Genomic DNA, 17,227 nt, shown 5'->3' with positions numbered 1-17,227 from the left:
TTTTGTTTTTTTTAAAAGCAGATTTCCAACTTACATATAATAAGGCGGAAGATGAAGATCGTAGTTTCATCTCTCCGTATTTTACCCATATTTTCTCATGATGGTGATAATATTAACAAAAAATGAATATATTTAGCCCTTAAACAAAACATTAAATTCATGAAAAAACAAAGAGTATCAAATGCATTTATTGCAGCATCATGGGTCGCATTGGGAGCAGGAATGATTGGGTATATCGTAGGACTTGTAAGGGCTGAAATGCAGCTGAATGAGAAAGGTTACTATTTTACGATCTTATTATATGGTTTATTTGCTGTTGTTTCCTTACAGAAAGCGGTTCGTGATAAATTGGAAAATATCCAGGTAACTGACATTTACTATGGAATTTGTTGGTTTGCTACCTTGTCCTCCATCGTATTGCTGGCCGTCGGACTCTGGAACGCCACCATACTTCCAAGTGAAAAAGGATTTTATGCTTTCGCCTTTCTTCTGGCACTTTTTGGCGCTATTGCCGTTCAGAAGAATACCAGAGACAATATGCTTCAGGAATAATACAAAAACTCTCCCAATATCGGGAGAGTTTTTTATTATATATTTTTAATCCTTGATTTTCCGTAGATAAATCGATTGGTTATCAACCTATCTTAGAACGACTCAATCTTTTAAAACTATTTATCAAAATGATTAGGATGCTGTGCTTTGATATCTTCCACAGTTCCCAATACTTTATCTTTCAAAGAATCCTGATATTTTTGAAGTTTCGCAGCTACTTCCTCATTACCGCTTCCAATGATTTTAGCTGCTAAAATCCCTGCATTCAATGCACCGTTTAATGCTACGGTTGCTACCGGAATTCCACCCGGCATCTGAAGGATTGAAAGTACAGAATCCCACCCATCAATAGAATTACTGGACAAAATCGGAACTCCGATTACAGGAAGAGTTGTACAACTTGCCACCATTCCCGGAAGATGAGCTGCCCCTCCTGCTCCGGCAACAATCACTTTAAGACCTCTCTCCTGAGCGGTCTTGGCATAATCGAACATCCTTTCCGGTGTTCTGTGAGCTGAAACAACAGTCAATTCATAAGGAATATCCAGACTTTTCAGGAAATTTGCAGCCTGTTCCATGATCGGCAGATCACTCTGACTGCCCATAATAATACCTACCATCTTCAATTTTTATTAGATGTTCAAAGATAAAAAATTAAAATTTAAAGCTGGAAGTTAGGAAGCTGGAAGTTTATTTCCACACAAAATAATACCTATCCATTTCATACTGCAATCTGTATAAAGGCTACCCTACTTCCCCTCTTCCAGCCTCCAGCTTCCCTCCTCATCTGTGTCACAGAAAATCACCTCAACTGTACCCATTCCAGTCATCAAAAAACAGCTACATTTGCTTGTTACACTCCATTTACTTTGAAAGATTATAAACTTATTTTCGCTGTTCTCACGGTTGCTTTTGTATGGGGAACTACATTTTTAGCCATCCGTGTGGCTGTGGAAACTATTCCTGCATGGTTTGTAGCAGGAATCCGTCAGTTTCTGGCAGCCATCATTATGCTCATTATCCTTCTTTCAAGAAAGGAATTTAAATGGATTGGCTGGAAAAGTCTGGGATATCAGATTGTTTTTGCCACCCTGATGCTGGTTATCGCTAACGGTATGACAACTGTTGCTGAAGAAACCGTATCAAGCAGTTTGGCATCGCTCATTAGTGCCTGCTCACCTATTCTTGTTTTTTTGGGGAGTTTGGCTGTAGGTTTACAGAAGTTTAGCGTCCGAGCCTTTCTCGGCGTATTGCTTTGCTTCAGTGGAATTTTGTTTATTTTTTGGGATGGTCTGCAGGATCTTGCCAATCCGGATTACAGAATGGGAATGATCTTTATGTTCTGTGCTATTACAGGATGGGCTTCAGGAACCATCTTCACCAAGAAACTGAATATTCAAAGCGGAAATATCACTCTAAATTTATTTTACCAGTTCCTGTTTGCAGGAATCGTTCAGATTATCCTTGCCTTCTTATTTTCAGGGAATTATAACTTCGAAAACTGGACTTTTAAAAGTATTTCTGCCATGTTATATCTGTCTGTTTTCGGTTCTGTAGCTGCTTTTTTTGCATTTCATTATGCTTTAACCAAAATTTCTCCGGTGCAGGTCTCCATATTGGCTTATATCAATACCATTATTGCCATATTTCTGGGCTGGCTCATTATGGACGAACAGATTTCAATGAAATTTATTCTTGCAGCTGCATTAATTATTTGTGGTGTGTTCATCATTAATTATAAACCGGAAATGTTCAGGAGACAGAAAGTTGTATAAAGAAAATATTTTTTAACCTTTTAATTCTTAATATTAATGACTCCCGTTTTAATTGAATGCAAAGGAATATCGACAGACATATTTTCGATTGGGCCTTTCACATTACGTAAAGGTGAAACAATTGGTATTTACACAGGGAATAATGACACTCATTCCGCAGAACAATATCTAACAGCAATTTTTACAGGGAAGGCTAAACACAGAGATACAAGTGTTTATGAAGATTTCACATTCGTTGATTATTTATGGGAACCTGAATGGAGACGTATATTGTGGCCAATAACAGTTGGTGAATATTTGAAGAAAAATGCTGACCTGAATTGTCCATTTTCTCAAAAGATTTATGAATATGAATGGATTAACAAAAAGACAAAAATTCATACCCTTCCAGGCAATCCAAGAAAGCTATTAAGTCTATATTCTGTACTTTCAAAAAATGTAAATATTATTGTAGATTTTGCCGGACAACCCATAGACGGAATTCTATTTGCTTCTAAAGTAATCCAGGAAGAAATTAATAAAGGGAGATCTGCCATTCTTTTTGATGCCCATAAAAATCTGGAAAATAGATGTAATCATTATATAGAGATTAAATGGAAAGATAACAGAAAATACTACAAACCTGTTTATCACTTCCCTGAAGATTAATATACTGTTTAACTTATTCAAAATAAAAAATTTCTACTTGTTTCAGAACAATCTTAAACAGTTAAACCTTAAGAGAAGTTTTTATATTCCTTCCATTTTCCCTATATTGTATACTCAACCTATACAACATGCTTAAAAACACATTTTTCGTACTTCTTGCGGCCTCTTTTATCCTGGTAAGCTGTGACTACAAGGAAAAGGAAAAGAACCTTACGGACAGAGAAAAACAATTATTAGAAAAAGAAAAAACATTCGCTAAAAAAGAATCTGAATACCAGTCGCTTTTAAAAATGAGAGACAGTATTTTTGCTAAAAAAGATTCTGTGGTTATTGCCACATGGCCAGCAGAAATCTCCGGCCCATGGAACGGGAAAGTAATCTGTACAGAATCCAATTGCAGCGATTATGCGATAGGAGATCAACGTACAGATCTCTGGGAATTTGACAATGATTCTACCCAGCCTATCACCAAAATCATCAATAACAACAACCTGGTAAGACTGTATTCCGGTAAATTTGAGAATAACGAGATTCGGCTTTCCTTCAAAACAGATTCTACAGCGAAAAAGAATGTAGAAATGAGCGTTCTGCTTAACGATATTTCTGACAACAAAATCAAGGGAACAAGAACCATTACTTCTGATGGCTGCACCGCTAAGTTCTCTGTTGAATTAGTACGTTCCACCAAATAAACACCTATGATTTTACTGAGTATACACAATCTGAGCCTTCCTATAGAGGATCCAGTACTGAAATTCCTATTGGTCCTGGTCATCATCCTTGCGGCTCCATTATTATTAAATAAAATTAAAGTTCCCCACCTTCTGGGGCTTATCATCGCCGGAGCTATTATTGGTCCTAACGGATTTAATGTATTATCAAGAGACAGCAGCATTGTCGTAACCGGAACAACCGGACTTCTTTACATCATGTTTCTGGCAGGGCTGGAAATCGACATGGGTGATTTTAAGAAAAACAAATGGAAAAGTCTCACCTTTGGACTTTACACCTTTATTGTTCCTTTTGTATTGGGATATTTGGGTGGATATTACATCCTTCATTTCTCAATGCTTACCTCCATCTTGTTTGCAAGCCTTTTTTCGTCCCACACTCTTATTGCCTATCCATTGGTAAGCAAACTGGGAATGGCCAAAAATAAAGCTGTCAATATTACCGTTGGCGGAACAATGATTACAGATATTCTTGCTTTATTGGTTCTTGCTGTAATTGTTGGAATGTCTCAAGGAGAAGTAGGAACGGAATTCTGGATAAAATTATCTGTTTCATTCATTGTTTTTGCATTAATTGTATTAATTGTATTCCCCATCATAGGACGTTGGTTTTTCAAAAGAGTAGATGATAAGATCTCACAATATATTTTTGTATTGGTAATGATCTATCTGGCAGCGATGCTTGCCGAACTTGCCGGAGTGGAAGCCATCATTGGGGCATTCTTTGCCGGATTGGCATTAAACAGGCTAATTCCGCATACTTCTTCCTTGATGAACAGGGTTGAATTTGTAGGAAACGCTATCTTTATTCCTTTCTTCCTGATCAGTGTAGGAATGTTGATCGACTTTAAAGTATTTTTCAAAAGCTGGGAGACGCTTGAAGTAGCAGGAATTATGCTTGTAGCATCCATTGGTGGAAAATATCTTTCCGCAGTAGCCACTCAAAAGACATTCAGACTAACCAAGGAAGAAGGAAAACTAATCTTTGGATTGAGCTCTGCCTCTGCAGCGGCAACCCTTGCCTCTGTAATGGTAGGTTATAATATTATTCTTTCTGAAACGGAAACGGGAGAACCTGTAAGATTATTAAACGAGCACGTTCTTAACGGAAGTATTTTACTGATCCTCATTTCATGTACTATTTCATCCTTTATTTCCATGGCAAGTGCCCAAAAAATTGCAGAAAGCGATAATGAAGACACGGTTTCCGGAACCAGCCATGAGGAGGAAAATATTCTATTGGCCATTAATCACGAAGAAACTGTAGAGAGAATGGTGAATCTGGGAATACTGATTAAAGCACATTCCAATACGGAAGATTTATTTGCTTTAAACGTCATCAATGAAGACAAAAACGAATCGTCTGTAAAAAATGCTGAAAAACTTCTTCATCAGGCAACTGATACGGCTGCAGCAGCCGATGTCAAATTACAGGCTCTTAAAAGGTATGACAATGACGTTATTAATGGAGTCAACAATGTTATCAAGGAACAGAAAATTACAGATCTGATTATTGGTTTAGAAGATGAAAAAGGTTTTTCACCCTCTTTTGTCTACAATCTTTACAATGGTTACCTTCAGAATGACGATGTGAACGTCTTGGTGTATCATGCTGCCCAACCGCTTTCTACCATTAAGAAATATGCTGTCATGATTCCTGAAAATGCTCATAAGGAAGCAGGATTCTTCCATGCACTTTTAAGGGTTTGGAATATTGCCAGAAATTCCGGAGCTACCGTAGCTTTTTATGCGCCTGAAAACATCATTGATATTCTTCAGAAGATCATTAAAAAAGCGAATATAGAAGCAGAATTCATCATTATGAATACATGGCAGGACGGTGAAAAAACAGCCGCTCAACTGAAAGAGGATGAAGCTCTGATTATTTTAATGGCAAAACGCGGAATGCAGTCCTATATTCCCCGTATGAGACTTATTCCTGAGCTATTGAACAGATATCTGAATGACAATAATTATCTCTTAATTTTCCCATTCTCCGAGTATGACAAAAACAGTCCGGAAATACGTTCTGTAGGCAATCACGGAGATTTTATGGAAATTGGAAATGTGATTCAAAAAATATTTAAGTAAGAAAGCCTGAAGCCGGAGGATGGAAGTTATTAAGTATGATAAATCATGAATACCCACTATTTCGTTTATCTTTTTTCTTAAGAAGACCGGGAAATAATTACTCGTATGTAAGTAGCTTCCAGCTTCCATCTTTTTCAAATAATAAAACTATTTTTGTCTAAAATTAAAATTCATTGAAAACAAAGAAGATATTCCTTTTAACAGCAGTTTTAAGTGTACAATTATCATTTGCCCAGTTTGCAAAAGTTGTAGATAAAGATGGCTATGTAAATCTAAGGGAAAATGCAGATGCAGAAAGTAAGATTATTGGAAAGGTCAATTCCGATGAGATCGTCTATGTATTTGAGTCTGATCCAACTCATAAAAGCTGGGCCAATGTAAGTAATGGCTATATTCATAATTCAAGACTAAAATATATAAAATCTTACCAAGCTATCCCCTCAACTGTGCGTGATGCGAACAAAGCAATCTTTAAGTCAGGAAATATTAAAATAAATATTGTTTCGGGAAAATTTAATTTTAAGGAAAATGAAAAAGACTTTTCTTCAACACTGCATGGAGATTACTATAAAGAACAGCAAGTCTGGGGAATAGACGGAACAATTCCTAAAACGCACTATCTTTCCATCACTGCACAAATTGGAGATAAAACCATTCAAATTCCTGAAAAGGAGATTGAAAACCTGTTCGAAGTCAATAATAAATCTACAACCTGTTATTATGACCGTATCAATGATACTTTATACATCTCCATGTTAAATTCTGATGGTGCAGGTACCTATGTAGCCCTTTTTACCATAGAAAAAGGCGAATACAAAGGGAGAACTTTGGAGATCCCTTTTTAATTTGTTCTTCAGGCTAGGAAGATAAATTATAAACTATGTATTATGAAAAAAGCAATTACCTATCTGATCTTGTTTATACTCTACTGCCTGGTTGCATTTCCTATTGCTGCCATAGATGATATATTAAAAAGTGATAACTTTTATCTGGTAACAAGTCTGGGATTTGGAATTTTAAATTCAATAATTACTTTCATTATTTTAAAATGGAAAGACAGCTTTAATATTATCACTGCATTTAGTATTGCATTTATAGCCTTAGCAATAGCCTATCTTTTAATGGAAGTAAGATGGGCTCCGGATTGGGATGATTATGGAATGATTACAGCAATCTGTACAAATGCTATCAGTTCTATTGTTCTTTGGGAAATAGCCTTCCAGATTAAGAAGAAATACATATCTTCTAATGAGTATTAGACTTTAATCTCAATTTTGTATTTTGCCACAAAAATAATTCATGAAACAAATTATCAAGTTTTTCTTCATCTTTATACCGGCTATTACCTTTGCTCAGGATCTTAAATATTCTGAAAAAGACCTTCAACACAAACTAGACTCCATCAAAACAGAGGCTCACTTACTTTTCTCCCATGAAAATGCGTCATGGCATGCTGGTGATCTGGCCAACAGTAACCCTAAACTCCGTGAGAATATGGGAAGCTACCTAACATATCAGTCAAAGGATATCATGAAAACAGTTTTTCTTAATAAAGACCAAAGTAAAATTATCGCTGAATATGATTTTAAAAACAATCAAAAATCACCTGTAAAAGAAAGCTTTACACAAAGAGAGCTTAATGATACTGAAAGCTCTCTAAAAAACATTCATTCCGTAGTAATTCCACAATTATCAGATCCAAAATATGAAGTAGCATTACCACAAGGATATAGTCTGAACATGATTCTTATTCCATTTAATGAAAATTACAAAATATATCTGATCTCGGGAACCTCTCAATCCGGTATCATTCCATTTGGAAATGATTATCTTTTCGTATCAGATAAAAAAGGAAATATTATTTCTAACCAAAAAATTCATTCAAGACTAGTGCCTGCTCAAGCGTCAATGGGAGATGGAAATATAGCAACAATGGTTACGCATAGTCATTTAAAAACCAATCCGTTTATTTCGGCTACGGATATTTGTACTTTTAAACTTTATGCTCCGCTTACAAAGCTGGAAGAGTTTTCTGTTTATTCTCCTGCACTAGGAACGTATATGAAATACAATTATAAAACAGATACTATAGAAGTGGTTAAAAAACCTTAGATATAAACAAAAAATAGCTGTAGAGAGAACTACAGCTATTTTTATATATTTTCAATTCAGTTATTCTGAAATCACTCTCACCATTCCCTTCACCATCACAAGCTTTTCCATAAGCTCTTCTCTAGAATCTGCCAACACATTGATGTGTCCCATTTTTCTTCCTGGTTTGGTTTCTGTTTTTCCGTATAAGTGAATGTAAGTTTCAGGTAACTTAAGTACATCTTCCATTCCTTCGTATACTACCTTTCCAGAGTAGCCTTCTGCTCCGACCAGATTCAGCATTCCACTGTAGGTAATAGCATCCGTATCTGCTAAAGGAAGATTCTTTACGACACGGTACATTTGTTCAAACTGAGAATTGGTGTTTCCTTCCTGGCTCTGGTGCCCTGAATTATGTAGTCTTGGTGCTGTTTCATTTACCCATACCTTTCCTTCTTTATCTAAGAATAATTCGATAGCAAAAAGTCCCGGAGAATTTACTGCATTCAAAAACTTCTCTGTAATGGCATCAATCTGCTGCTGAACATCTTCAGTCAATAAAACCGGACACACATTGAAGTCTAAAAGATTAAGTTTAGGATCAGCCACCATTTCTGTTACCGGAAAAGTATTGGTTTCTCCTTTTTCATTTCTTGCCACAATAACGGAAAGCTCTTTATCAATATCAACAAGGCTTTCAATCACTGAAGCTTCTTTCCATACATGTTGGTAATCCTCTTCTGTTTTAATAACCTGTACGCCTTTTCCATCATAACCACCGGTATTCATTTTCTGAACAAATGGCAATGGCATCATGATCTTTTCATCACTGTTCCATACGATCTGAAATTCCGGACTTGGTATATCATGAGTTTTATAAAATTCTTTCTGAAGAATCTTTTGCTGAATGGTTTTGATGATCCCGGCATTAGGAACCACTCTAATTCCCTGTTTTTCAAGTTCAGCCAAAGCATCAGCATTTACGTGTTCTATTTCAATGGTTACCACATCTTTATCTTTTCCAAAATTCAGAACAGTTTCGTAATCATTGAAATTTCCTTCCGTAAAATACGAGATATTGTGGCATGGTGCATCAGAAGCCGGATCCAGAGTATAAAACTCATCATCATACTTCAAAGCACTTTGTATCAACATTCTTCCCAGCTGTCCACCTCCCAGAATTCCTATTTTCATTTTTTATTTTTATTAGATTTACGCTTATTGAATTTTATCAATTTTTAAATATCCCAGCCCCATTGGGTTTTCCTGATTTTCTACATCAGATTTTATAAGAACAATAGAATATTTTTCTTTCATAGATACTGGCAGAATATCATTCACATTGAAAATATCATCAATATCTACCCCATGCTTGTCATCAATATGACTTACTGCTCCTTCAAACCCCATTGTTTTATAGAATTCTGTAGCTTTTGCTCTCTTTACGATCTCACCCATAGCTTGTCCTACCATCAGATGCTGCTCGTGGAATTCTTCAAAAAAACCAGGCTTGTAACCTCCTAAATTAAGGAAGAACAATTGGTTTCCGGATGTATTTTCATCCTTTTCAACGATCTTCACCTCATAACCATCAGCAAATCTTACTTCCTGATAGCAATCAATATGAATCTTTCCTTCTGCTTCTTTCCAAAAGGCTTTCATATCAGGGATAAGATCCTTCAGACTCTCAGCAATCCCAAAAAAAACGTCATGTTGCTCAATGTTTCTTCCTTTGGGAGTTGCCCCGAGAATCACATAAAATAATTTCATTTCACTTTTCATGCATGCAAAAATACGTTAAATTTATCTTTTTCAAATGTTTGGCAGACTACTACAATAATTTTATATTTGTAATATTAATTGTAGTATGTCAGAAATCATCATACTCTTCTTTGGCGCTATTTCTGCGGGCCTTTTAGGCTCACTTACAGGGCTTGGAGGAGGGGTTATCATCATTCCTTTATTAACGCTGGGATTCGGCGTTCCAATGCATTACGCTATTGGCGCATCTCTTATTTCCGTAATCGGAACTTCTTCCGGTGCCGCGGTAGCTTTTGTAAAAGAAGGGTTTACCAATATGAGAATCGGAATGTTTCTTGAAATAGCCACCACCGCCGGAGCTATTGTAGGGGCTTTGGTTTCAGGGATGCTTAATCCGAATACCATTGGAATTATCTTCGCAAGTATTCTTCTTTTGACGGTTATTTTAAATTTAAAAGGAAAACCTGACCATCAGGAACCTTTAATTCATGGAAGTCTGGAAGAAAAACTAAAACTTTACGGGACTTTTCCTGATAAAGGAGTATTAAAAAACTACTCTGCAAGAAATACAGTTCCGGGATTTTTAATGATGATGTTTGCTGGAGCAATGTCCGGACTTTTAGGAATTGGTTCCGGAGCATTGAAAGTATTGGCTATGGATAATATGATGAAACTTCCTTTTAAAGTTTCTACAACCACCAGTAATTTTATGATTGGAGTAACAGCAGTTGCCAGTGCACTGATTTATTTCCAGAGGGGTGAAATTATTCCGGTCATTGCAGCTCCTGTACTGATTGGGGTGGTAATTGGAAGCTTTATCGGTTCTAAAACCCTTATGGCATCCAAAACCAAAAAATTAAAGGTATTTTTTGCCATTGTGATTACAATCCTGTCTGTATATATGATGTATAACGGTATCAACAAAAGCTTCAGATAATGAAAAAGAATTTTACAGATGTAGATCTGAACCGTTCCGTAGGAAATCTCCTGAGACTGGGCGTCATTCTGTCTGTGGCTACTTCACTGATTGGTTTTATCAAACTGTTTACCGAAGGTTTTGAAATGCCTAAAAAATACACCAGCCTTGTTGTTGGAAACTCTTCTGAAAAGGTTTGGAACCATTTCTGGGAATCTCTATGCAAAGGCGAAGGAATGGCCATTATTCAACTAGGCATCCTTTTATTGATCTTCACTCCCCTGATGAGAATTGTCTTCGCTTTAATAGGCTATTTGAAGGAAAAAGATTATGTATATGTATTCATTTCTTCAGTGGTTTTAGCAATTATGGCAGTGAGTTTCTTTGCTGGTTATGCACACTAATTACATTTCATAAAACTCTAATGGCAACTGGTCCGGATCCTGGGTAAAGAAAAATTCTTTTCCTGTGAATTCGTCGATGCGGATCTCTTCACAATCCAGTCCCTTCCCTATTAATTCGTCTCGTTTTTCCGTTACATTTTCCACTGAGAAAGCAAGATGTCTTAAACCACAGGCTTCAGGACGGGACGGGCGCGCAGGCGGATCCGGAAAAGAGAATAGTTCAATTACATAATGATCTCCTATAGCCAGATCAAGTTTATAAGACTGTCTTTCTTCACGATATACTTCACGAACAATCTGTAAACCTAAAACTTGTGTATAGAATTTCTTTGATACTTCGTAATCTGAGCCAATGATAGCTATATGATGAATTTTCATTCTCTTCTTAAATATTTTTATTATTTTATTTCCTTACAGTTTTCCTTTCTTCGGGTATCAATAATATACTGAATCTTCCATTCATTATTCTGTTTCACCAATTGAAAGCTATTGGCTCCACAATGGGACAATTTCCCTTTCAGGTAAAAGCTATAAGGTGTAAATACACTGGCCAGATTTCCATCTGTATGTATAGCTTCAACTACAATCCTTTCATCCAGATCATCTTTAGCAAACTTAGAAACAGTTCCTATAAACTCCTGTATATTATCACTTTTTACAGTACCGTCTCTTGTAACCGTCTGCAAAACGGCATTTTCAGCAAAAGCTGTTTTTACAAGTCCAGGATCAGCGTTTTTCATTCCAAGAAACAGACTGCGAATAGGCTTTTCTATTTCCTCATTCTGCTGTCCGAAACAGAAACTACTGCATAAGACAAGTATTGCTGTTATGGTATTCATAAGGGATAAATTTAGCTAAAAATAGGTAAAATAAATTTTAAATTGATTATGAGATTTTAAATTTCATTTTTCTTAAATTGTAACAAAAATTATTTCAGACAAAGAATTTTAATATGTTGATTGTTTATATAATTCTGGCCATACTTTTACTGGTCTTAACTATACTGCCTAAAATTCAGCATTCTCACTGGATATTCCGGGTTCCTGAATTTGCTAAAATACAGGTCACTTATCTTATATTTTTTACTTTTCTGTTAGGATTTATAATTGATTCTACAGATTATTTGTGGTATTCCCAGGGATTTCTGCTTGTTTTATTTGTTTATCACAGCCAAACCCTCATCAGATATACACGCCTTTACCCTATAAAAAAACATAAACACCGCCACAAATCCTCTGGAAAACTTCATTTTGTATCAGCCAATGTTTACCAGTTCAATAAGGAATATGGAAGGTTTTCTAAGCTTATTGAAAAATATGATCCTGATTTTTTCATGACTATGGAAAGCAATAGAGATTGGGAAAAAGCAATGAGGAGTCTGGAAAAAGAATACCCCTACCAGCACAAAGTAACTCTTGAAAATACTTACGGAATGCATTTCTATTCCAGAATTGAAATTAAGGAAGCCAGAACTCATTATTTTGTAGCAGATGATATTCCGAGCATTGAGGTACATATGGAAACAGCCGATGGTTTTTCCTTTGTTTTCTTTGGTGTTCATCCGCCACCGCCGAGCCCTACAGAGGAAGAAACCTCCAGGGAAAGAGACGGTGATCTTCTAAGTACTGCCAAGCGGGTAAAAGATATCAAAAAACCGGTTATTGTAGTGGGAGATTTCAATAACGTTGCCTGGTCAAGGTCATCTGTACTTTTTAGAAAAACGAGTCATCTTATAGATCCGAGGGTGGGACATTCTTTTGTTTCTACTTTTCATGCAAAGTATCGCTTTTTAAGATTTCCTATAGATCTGATGTTTCACAGCGAAGATATTTTTATCAAACAACTGAAGACACTGGAAAATTTTGGTTCAGATCATCTTCCTGTATACTGTGAGTTTTTCATAGACCTTCACAACGATCAGCAGGAAGAACTTATAGAAACAGCAACTTCAGAAGAAAAAGCAGAGGCAGAAATCATGATAGAAGAAGGAAAACAGGAAGACGGCAACCGGGAAGCAGTAGCTACTGAAGATTAAACATAAAAAAGTGGGTTAAAAAACCCACTTTTTTATTATCTTTTAAAACTTCATCACATCCTTCACTACTCCATTCTTTTGAGTATGCTGAAGCAATTCTGCTTCTATAAATGTTTTGATCTGTTCTTCAGAAGCATCACTTGGGAATAAAAGGTGTACGTTCGCACCAGCATCCAGGGTAAAGAATAACGGAAGTCCTGTTTCTCTTCTGAAATCCCAAATTTTATTGATAACTTCTAAAGTTCCTGTTTTCATCAATATAAAAGCCGGATCACTCATCATCATCATGGCGTGAAGAGTAAGTGCTTCGTGCTCTACCAATTTGATGAAGCGTTCCATATCTCCGCTTTTCAGGATTTCCTTCATCGGAATAAAATTTTCCCTTGCTTCCTGAAATCTTCTTTCTGCATATGGGTTGGTGTTCATTAAACCGTGTCCTACGGTTGAAGAAACGCTTTTCTGTCCTTCATGAATCAGTAAAACCCAGTCATTGAAGTTTTTGAATACTTCATGAATTTCAGTTTCAGGATAGGGTACTGCAAATAGATCTGAACTTCCCTGAACTTCTTCTGTTTCTCCCCACACGATCAATCCGTTGTACAAGCTTCTGCATGCACTTCCGCTTCCTAATCTTGCTAAAAATGAAGCTTTTCTTAAGGATTCTTCTTCTGAGTTTTTCCCAGTAAATGTCTCATCCAACGCCATCAGACATTTAGCAATAGCTCCGAATCCTGAAGCAGAACTCGCAATTCCTGAACTGTGTGGAAATGTATTTTCAGTTCTGATGATATATTTCCCTTTTAAGATCCATGGAAGATACTGTTCGATATTTTTGAAGTATTTTTCAATCTTTTCAGCAAACTTCACCTCTTCATTTCCTGACAAAAAGGTTTGTACAGAAAAAGGCTCATCAGCCAAAAATTCCATTGTAGTATTGGTTTTACAATGATTTAAAGTATAACTGATACTTGGATTGGCAGGGATCTGATTGTCATACTTACCCCAATATTTAATTAAAGCAATATTAGACGGACAGCTCTCTGAAACCGTGTGTGTATGAATGGTAAAATTTTCTTTTCCTATAAATTGTGTTGTCATAGTCTACTTAATTGATTTACAAGACGATTAATACATCTTATCTATAATATCTGCATATTTTTTAAGAACTACATTTCTTTTTACTTTCAATGTTGGAGTAATTTCTCCGGTATTGATGTCGAATTCTGCCGACATTAGTGTAAATTTCTTTACTTTTTCATAATCCGCAAGGTGGCTTTGCAGTTCTTTAATTTTCTCTTTATAAAGGTTAATTACCTTTTCATTTTTCACCACTTCTTCCCAATTGGTAAATGGAATATTATTCTTTTTAATATAATTCTGTAAGAACTCAAAATTCGGAACGATTAAGGCAGATACAAATTGTCTCCCTTCCGCTACCAGCATGATCTGTTGGATGAAATTATTATTGGTAAGAAGATTTTCAATCTGTTGTGGAGCAATATACTTTCCATTGGAAGTTTTCATCAGATCCTTGAGTCTGTCTGTAATAATCAGGTTACCCTTATCATCTAATTTACCGGCATCCCCTGTTTTAAACCAGCCATCTTCTGTAAATACTTTCTGGGTTTCTTCAGGTCTGTTATAATACCCTTTCATAATTCCGTTTCCTCTGGCCTGGATCTCATCGCTTTCTCCGATACGGATTTCTACTCCCGGCAATGGTTTTCCGCTCGTAGCATGTTCAAAATGAGTTAAAGGGAAAAGAGTTAAGGTAGCCGTAGTTTCTGTTAAACCATATCCAACAGTAACGTGAATCCCCACTGATTCAAAGAATCTGGTTACTTCAGGTGATAAAGATGCTCCACCACAAGGTAAAAACCACAATCTTCCACCCATTTTATTCTTGATCTTACTAAAGACCAGCATATCTGCAACAGATTCTTTTAATTTTAAACCAAAAGGAACAGGTCTTTCATTTCTTCTTAATTCTGCGGTTTCCCATCCTGTTTTTAACGCCCAATTAAAGATTTTTTTCTTCAGTGGTGACCCTTCTTCTGCCTTTTCCAAAACTCCGGCATATACTTTCTGGAAGAATCTCGGTACCGCACACATGGCAGTAGGTTTTACTTCTTCCAATGCTTTGGCTACGTTTTTCGGATCTTCAAGGAAATAAACTCTTGCTCCGCCATACAGACATAATAAACTCCAGCTTCTTTCAAAAACATGACTTAAGGGTAAGAATGCTAATGAAAGCTCTTCTTCAAAGTTTTTAAACTTAAAAAATTCAAAGTGAGAATCAAATGCTTTAATGAAATTTCCATGGGTAAGCATAACTCCTTTCGGCGTTCCTGTAGTTCCGGAAGTATAGATCAGCGTGGCAGTATCATCATATTCTTTTTTGCAGATCTCCAGCTCTGAGGACATTTTTGAAATAAAGTCTTCAAGATAAAAACTGTTGAATTCTTTCTTGATCCACACTGCTTTTTTAGAAACAATGATGGTTTCAAGATGATTATCTTCTTTATACAAAAGTTCCAGGCAAGCATCATATTGCATTTGGGTTCCTACCAAAATCGCTTTAGCTCCGGAATCTTTAATGATGTATTCTGCCTGTTCAGCATTATTCGTAGAGTAAATAGGAACAGTAATTGCCCCTATTGCCATTGCTGCTAAATCAACAATCATCCACTCAGATGAATTGTCTGAGTAAATAGCCACCTTATCATTATCCTGAACTCCTGCTTCTCTTAATGCATTGGCTGTTTTAAAGATAATTTCACTGAATTTTTTCCAGCTCAGCTCTTTCCAGGCTTCTTCTTTCTTTTTAAAGCCGATTGCCGCTTTTATAGGATGTTTTTCTACATTTTTAAGGATTATTGCCTCTGCAAGATTCATTTCTTCAGCTTTTTGTCGTTAATATAATTGTTCAGGTGAAAGTCGATACTTTCTTGGATGGGAATAAACTGATAATTCAGTTTCTCCGTGACTTTGTGATTGGAAATGGTGTTGAATGAAGAGATCGCCTCAATATTGGATTCTGTAGCCATTTTCAGCTTTGGAATCAACCATCCGAAAAGAGTATTGGCCCATTTTCCAATGTTTAATTGGGATCTTGTAAGAATTCTTGCTTCTTTAAGACCTAATCGGGTCCTGATCTGTTTTGCCAGATCGGCATATCTGTTATTTTCGGCAACGATGATAAAACGTTCACCAAAAATATTGTTTTCCATCAGTTCAATGGCGGTTTTAGCAACATCTCTCACATCCACATAGGCAGATCCGCCGGCAAAGGTAAAACTATTGTCTTCAAACGTTGAAAAAAGCTCACCGCTGCTTTGCGTCCAGTTACCGCTTCCTACGATCATCCCGGGATTGATGATCACTACATTCATTCCTTCTGCAGAGGCTCTCCAAACTTCCATTTCGGATAAATGTTTGGAAATAGCATAGGCAGAATGCTCTAATTTCGGATTAAAATCAGAATCTTCATCAAGCTCTCCTTTTTCATTGTAATTATCTAAAACAGCTACAGAGCTTACGTGTAGAAATTTTCTAACTTCGGATCCTTCGCAGGTATACAATAAGTTTTCTGTACCTTTAATATTGGTACGGTACATTTCTTTTTCATCTTTGGGATGAAAGCTCACTTTTGCGGCGCAATGGTAGACCTCCTCTACTCCTTTCAATGCATCTTTTAAGGAATTAATATCCTCAAAATCCACATTCACCCATTCGATCTTATTAAAAAAATCATCAGGATTCTCCGTATAAAAGCTGTATGAATGCCTTACTTCGTTTAAATTGCTGCCCGGTCTTTTGGAAGCACGCACATTTTTACCTCTTTTAAGAAGTTCCAGCACGATTATTCTTCCCAGAATTCCGGTTGCACCCGTTACAAAAACCATTAAATTATGTTGCTTGATTGCTGACTAAAATATGACAATATTTTCTATCCGGCAATTCTTCAGATTTCTTTAAAAGTTACCTAAAAAACTGCTTTTGCAAATTTGCGATTTTTAAAGCAAAATTCAACTTTATTTAACCAATATTATCATTCTGGAAATCACAAAATTTCAAACTTAAATAAAGAATCCTTTTATTATAGACACAAAAGTTTTTGAACACTTAAGTTTTTAAGTTACCAACTTTGTAAATAAGAAGAACACTTAAGCTTATGAAAATCTCCGATTTTCATAAGAATATTACAGTTGAAGACGTGAAAA

Annotated in this window: 19 protein-coding genes; 11 read left to right on the top strand and 8 right to left on the bottom strand. The window is 36.1% G+C overall.

Annotated elements, in window-relative coordinates; all coding sequences use genetic code 11:
* Positions 1 to 159 precede the first annotated feature (159 nt).
* Entirely contained in the window at positions 160 to 552 is a 393-nt protein-coding gene (gene yiaA / locus J2772_RS08175; protein WP_209915512.1) for an inner membrane protein YiaA, read from the top strand.
* Positions 553 to 668: 116 nt separating this feature from the next.
* Here the strand turns inward: yiaA and purE are convergent, their stop codons facing one another.
* Positions 669 to 1,172, bottom strand: a complete 504-nt coding sequence (gene purE, locus J2772_RS08170) for a 5-(carboxyamino)imidazole ribonucleotide mutase (protein WP_209915510.1) — start codon at positions 1,170 to 1,172, stop codon at positions 669 to 671.
* Positions 1,173 to 1,421: 249 nt separating this feature from the next.
* Between purE and J2772_RS08165 the strand changes: the two genes are divergently transcribed.
* The 7 genes from J2772_RS08165 (at position 1,422) to J2772_RS08135 (ending at position 7,909) form a co-directional block, all read left to right on the top strand.
* Positions 1,422 to 2,327: a DMT family transporter gene (locus J2772_RS08165; RefSeq protein ID WP_209915508.1), complete on the top strand. Its 906-nt coding sequence runs from the start codon at positions 1,422 to 1,424 to the stop codon at positions 2,325 to 2,327.
* 36 nt (positions 2,328 to 2,363) lie between these two features.
* Positions 2,364 to 2,975 carry a hypothetical protein gene (locus tag J2772_RS08160; protein WP_209915506.1) on the top strand — a complete coding sequence of 204 codons (612 nt, stop codon included), beginning with the start codon at positions 2,364 to 2,366 and terminating at the stop codon, positions 2,973 to 2,975.
* Positions 2,976 to 3,103: 128 nt separating this feature from the next.
* Positions 3,104 to 3,667, top strand: coding sequence for a hypothetical protein (locus tag J2772_RS08155; protein WP_209915504.1), 564 nt, complete (start codon positions 3,104 to 3,106; stop codon positions 3,665 to 3,667).
* A gap of 6 nt (positions 3,668 to 3,673) precedes the next feature.
* Positions 3,674 to 5,797: a cation:proton antiporter gene (locus J2772_RS08150; protein WP_209915503.1), complete on the top strand. Its 2,124-nt coding sequence runs from the start codon at positions 3,674 to 3,676 to the stop codon at positions 5,795 to 5,797.
* A 173-nt stretch (positions 5,798 to 5,970) separates the two neighbouring features.
* Complete coding sequence (locus J2772_RS08145) at positions 5,971 to 6,642, top strand: SH3 domain-containing protein (protein WP_209915501.1); 672 nt, start codon at positions 5,971 to 5,973, stop codon at positions 6,640 to 6,642.
* Between the two features lie 42 nt (positions 6,643 to 6,684).
* A complete protein-coding gene (locus J2772_RS08140; protein WP_209915499.1) occupies positions 6,685 to 7,056 on the top strand; it encodes a hypothetical protein in 372 nt (123 codons plus the stop codon).
* A gap of 40 nt (positions 7,057 to 7,096) precedes the next feature.
* The gene (locus J2772_RS08135; RefSeq protein ID WP_209915497.1) at positions 7,097 to 7,909 is read left to right on the top strand and encodes a hypothetical protein; all 813 of its coding nucleotides are present in this window, start codon (positions 7,097 to 7,099) and stop codon (positions 7,907 to 7,909) included.
* Between the two features lie 60 nt (positions 7,910 to 7,969).
* On the opposite strand, the gene J2772_RS08130 is transcribed toward J2772_RS08135, so the two are convergent.
* Positions 7,970 to 9,082 (bottom strand): 5-(carboxyamino)imidazole ribonucleotide synthase, encoded by a 1,113-nt coding sequence (locus J2772_RS08130; protein WP_209915495.1) that lies wholly within the window; start codon positions 9,080 to 9,082, stop codon positions 7,970 to 7,972.
* A gap of 24 nt (positions 9,083 to 9,106) precedes the next feature.
* Positions 9,107 to 9,658 carry a DUF1543 domain-containing protein gene (locus tag J2772_RS08125; RefSeq protein ID WP_209915493.1) on the bottom strand — a complete coding sequence of 184 codons (552 nt, stop codon included), beginning with the start codon at positions 9,656 to 9,658 and terminating at the stop codon, positions 9,107 to 9,109.
* Between the two features lie 97 nt (positions 9,659 to 9,755).
* Here J2772_RS08125 and J2772_RS08120 point away from each other — a divergent pair, with 97 nt between their 5' ends.
* Together J2772_RS08120 and J2772_RS08115 are read left to right on the top strand one after the other, a co-directional pair.
* Entirely contained in the window at positions 9,756 to 10,586 is an 831-nt protein-coding gene (locus tag J2772_RS08120) for a sulfite exporter TauE/SafE family protein (RefSeq protein WP_209915491.1), read from the top strand.
* Positions 10,586 to 10,969, top strand: coding sequence for a DUF1634 domain-containing protein (locus tag J2772_RS08115; protein WP_209915488.1), 384 nt, complete (start codon positions 10,586 to 10,588; stop codon positions 10,967 to 10,969). Before J2772_RS08120 ends, J2772_RS08115 begins: the two co-directional genes overlap by 1 nt.
* Here J2772_RS08115 and J2772_RS08110 read toward each other — a convergent pair whose 3' ends face one another.
* Together J2772_RS08110 and J2772_RS08105 are read right to left on the bottom strand one after the other, a co-directional pair.
* Positions 10,970 to 11,347, bottom strand: coding sequence for a VOC family protein (locus tag J2772_RS08110; RefSeq protein WP_209915486.1), 378 nt, complete (start codon positions 11,345 to 11,347; stop codon positions 10,970 to 10,972).
* 20 nt (positions 11,348 to 11,367) lie between these two features.
* A complete protein-coding gene (locus J2772_RS08105) occupies positions 11,368 to 11,808 on the bottom strand; it encodes a nuclear transport factor 2 family protein (RefSeq protein WP_209915484.1) in 441 nt (146 codons plus the stop codon).
* A gap of 113 nt (positions 11,809 to 11,921) precedes the next feature.
* Between J2772_RS08105 and J2772_RS08100 the strand changes: the two genes are divergently transcribed.
* Positions 11,922 to 13,004, top strand: coding sequence for an endonuclease/exonuclease/phosphatase family protein (locus J2772_RS08100; protein ID WP_209915482.1), 1,083 nt, complete (start codon positions 11,922 to 11,924; stop codon positions 13,002 to 13,004).
* A 42-nt stretch (positions 13,005 to 13,046) separates the two neighbouring features.
* Here the strand turns inward: J2772_RS08100 and J2772_RS08095 are convergent, their stop codons facing one another.
* From J2772_RS08095 to J2772_RS08085, 3 genes are read right to left on the bottom strand one after another with little or no spacing between them, the layout of a single operon-like run.
* On the bottom strand, positions 13,047 to 14,102 hold the full coding sequence (locus tag J2772_RS08095; protein WP_209915480.1) for a diphosphomevalonate/mevalonate 3,5-bisphosphate decarboxylase family protein: 1,056 nt from the start codon (positions 14,100 to 14,102) through the stop codon (positions 13,047 to 13,049).
* Positions 14,103 to 14,129: 27 nt separating this feature from the next.
* The gene (locus tag J2772_RS08090; protein ID WP_209915478.1) at positions 14,130 to 15,899 is read right to left on the bottom strand and encodes an AMP-dependent synthetase/ligase; all 1,770 of its coding nucleotides are present in this window, start codon (positions 15,897 to 15,899) and stop codon (positions 14,130 to 14,132) included.
* Positions 15,896 to 16,909: an NAD-dependent epimerase/dehydratase family protein gene (locus J2772_RS08085; RefSeq protein WP_209915475.1), complete on the bottom strand. Its 1,014-nt coding sequence runs from the start codon at positions 16,907 to 16,909 to the stop codon at positions 15,896 to 15,898. The genes J2772_RS08090 and J2772_RS08085 overlap by 4 nt, the downstream gene beginning before the upstream one ends.
* Between the last annotated feature and the right edge of the window lie 318 nt (positions 16,910 to 17,227).

The sequence above is a fragment of the Chryseobacterium jejuense genome, assembly GCF_017877355.1.
GTDB lineage: Bacteria > Bacteroidota > Bacteroidia > Flavobacteriales > Weeksellaceae > Chryseobacterium > Chryseobacterium jejuense_A.
This window is presented reverse-complemented; position numbering and strand designations above follow the sequence as displayed.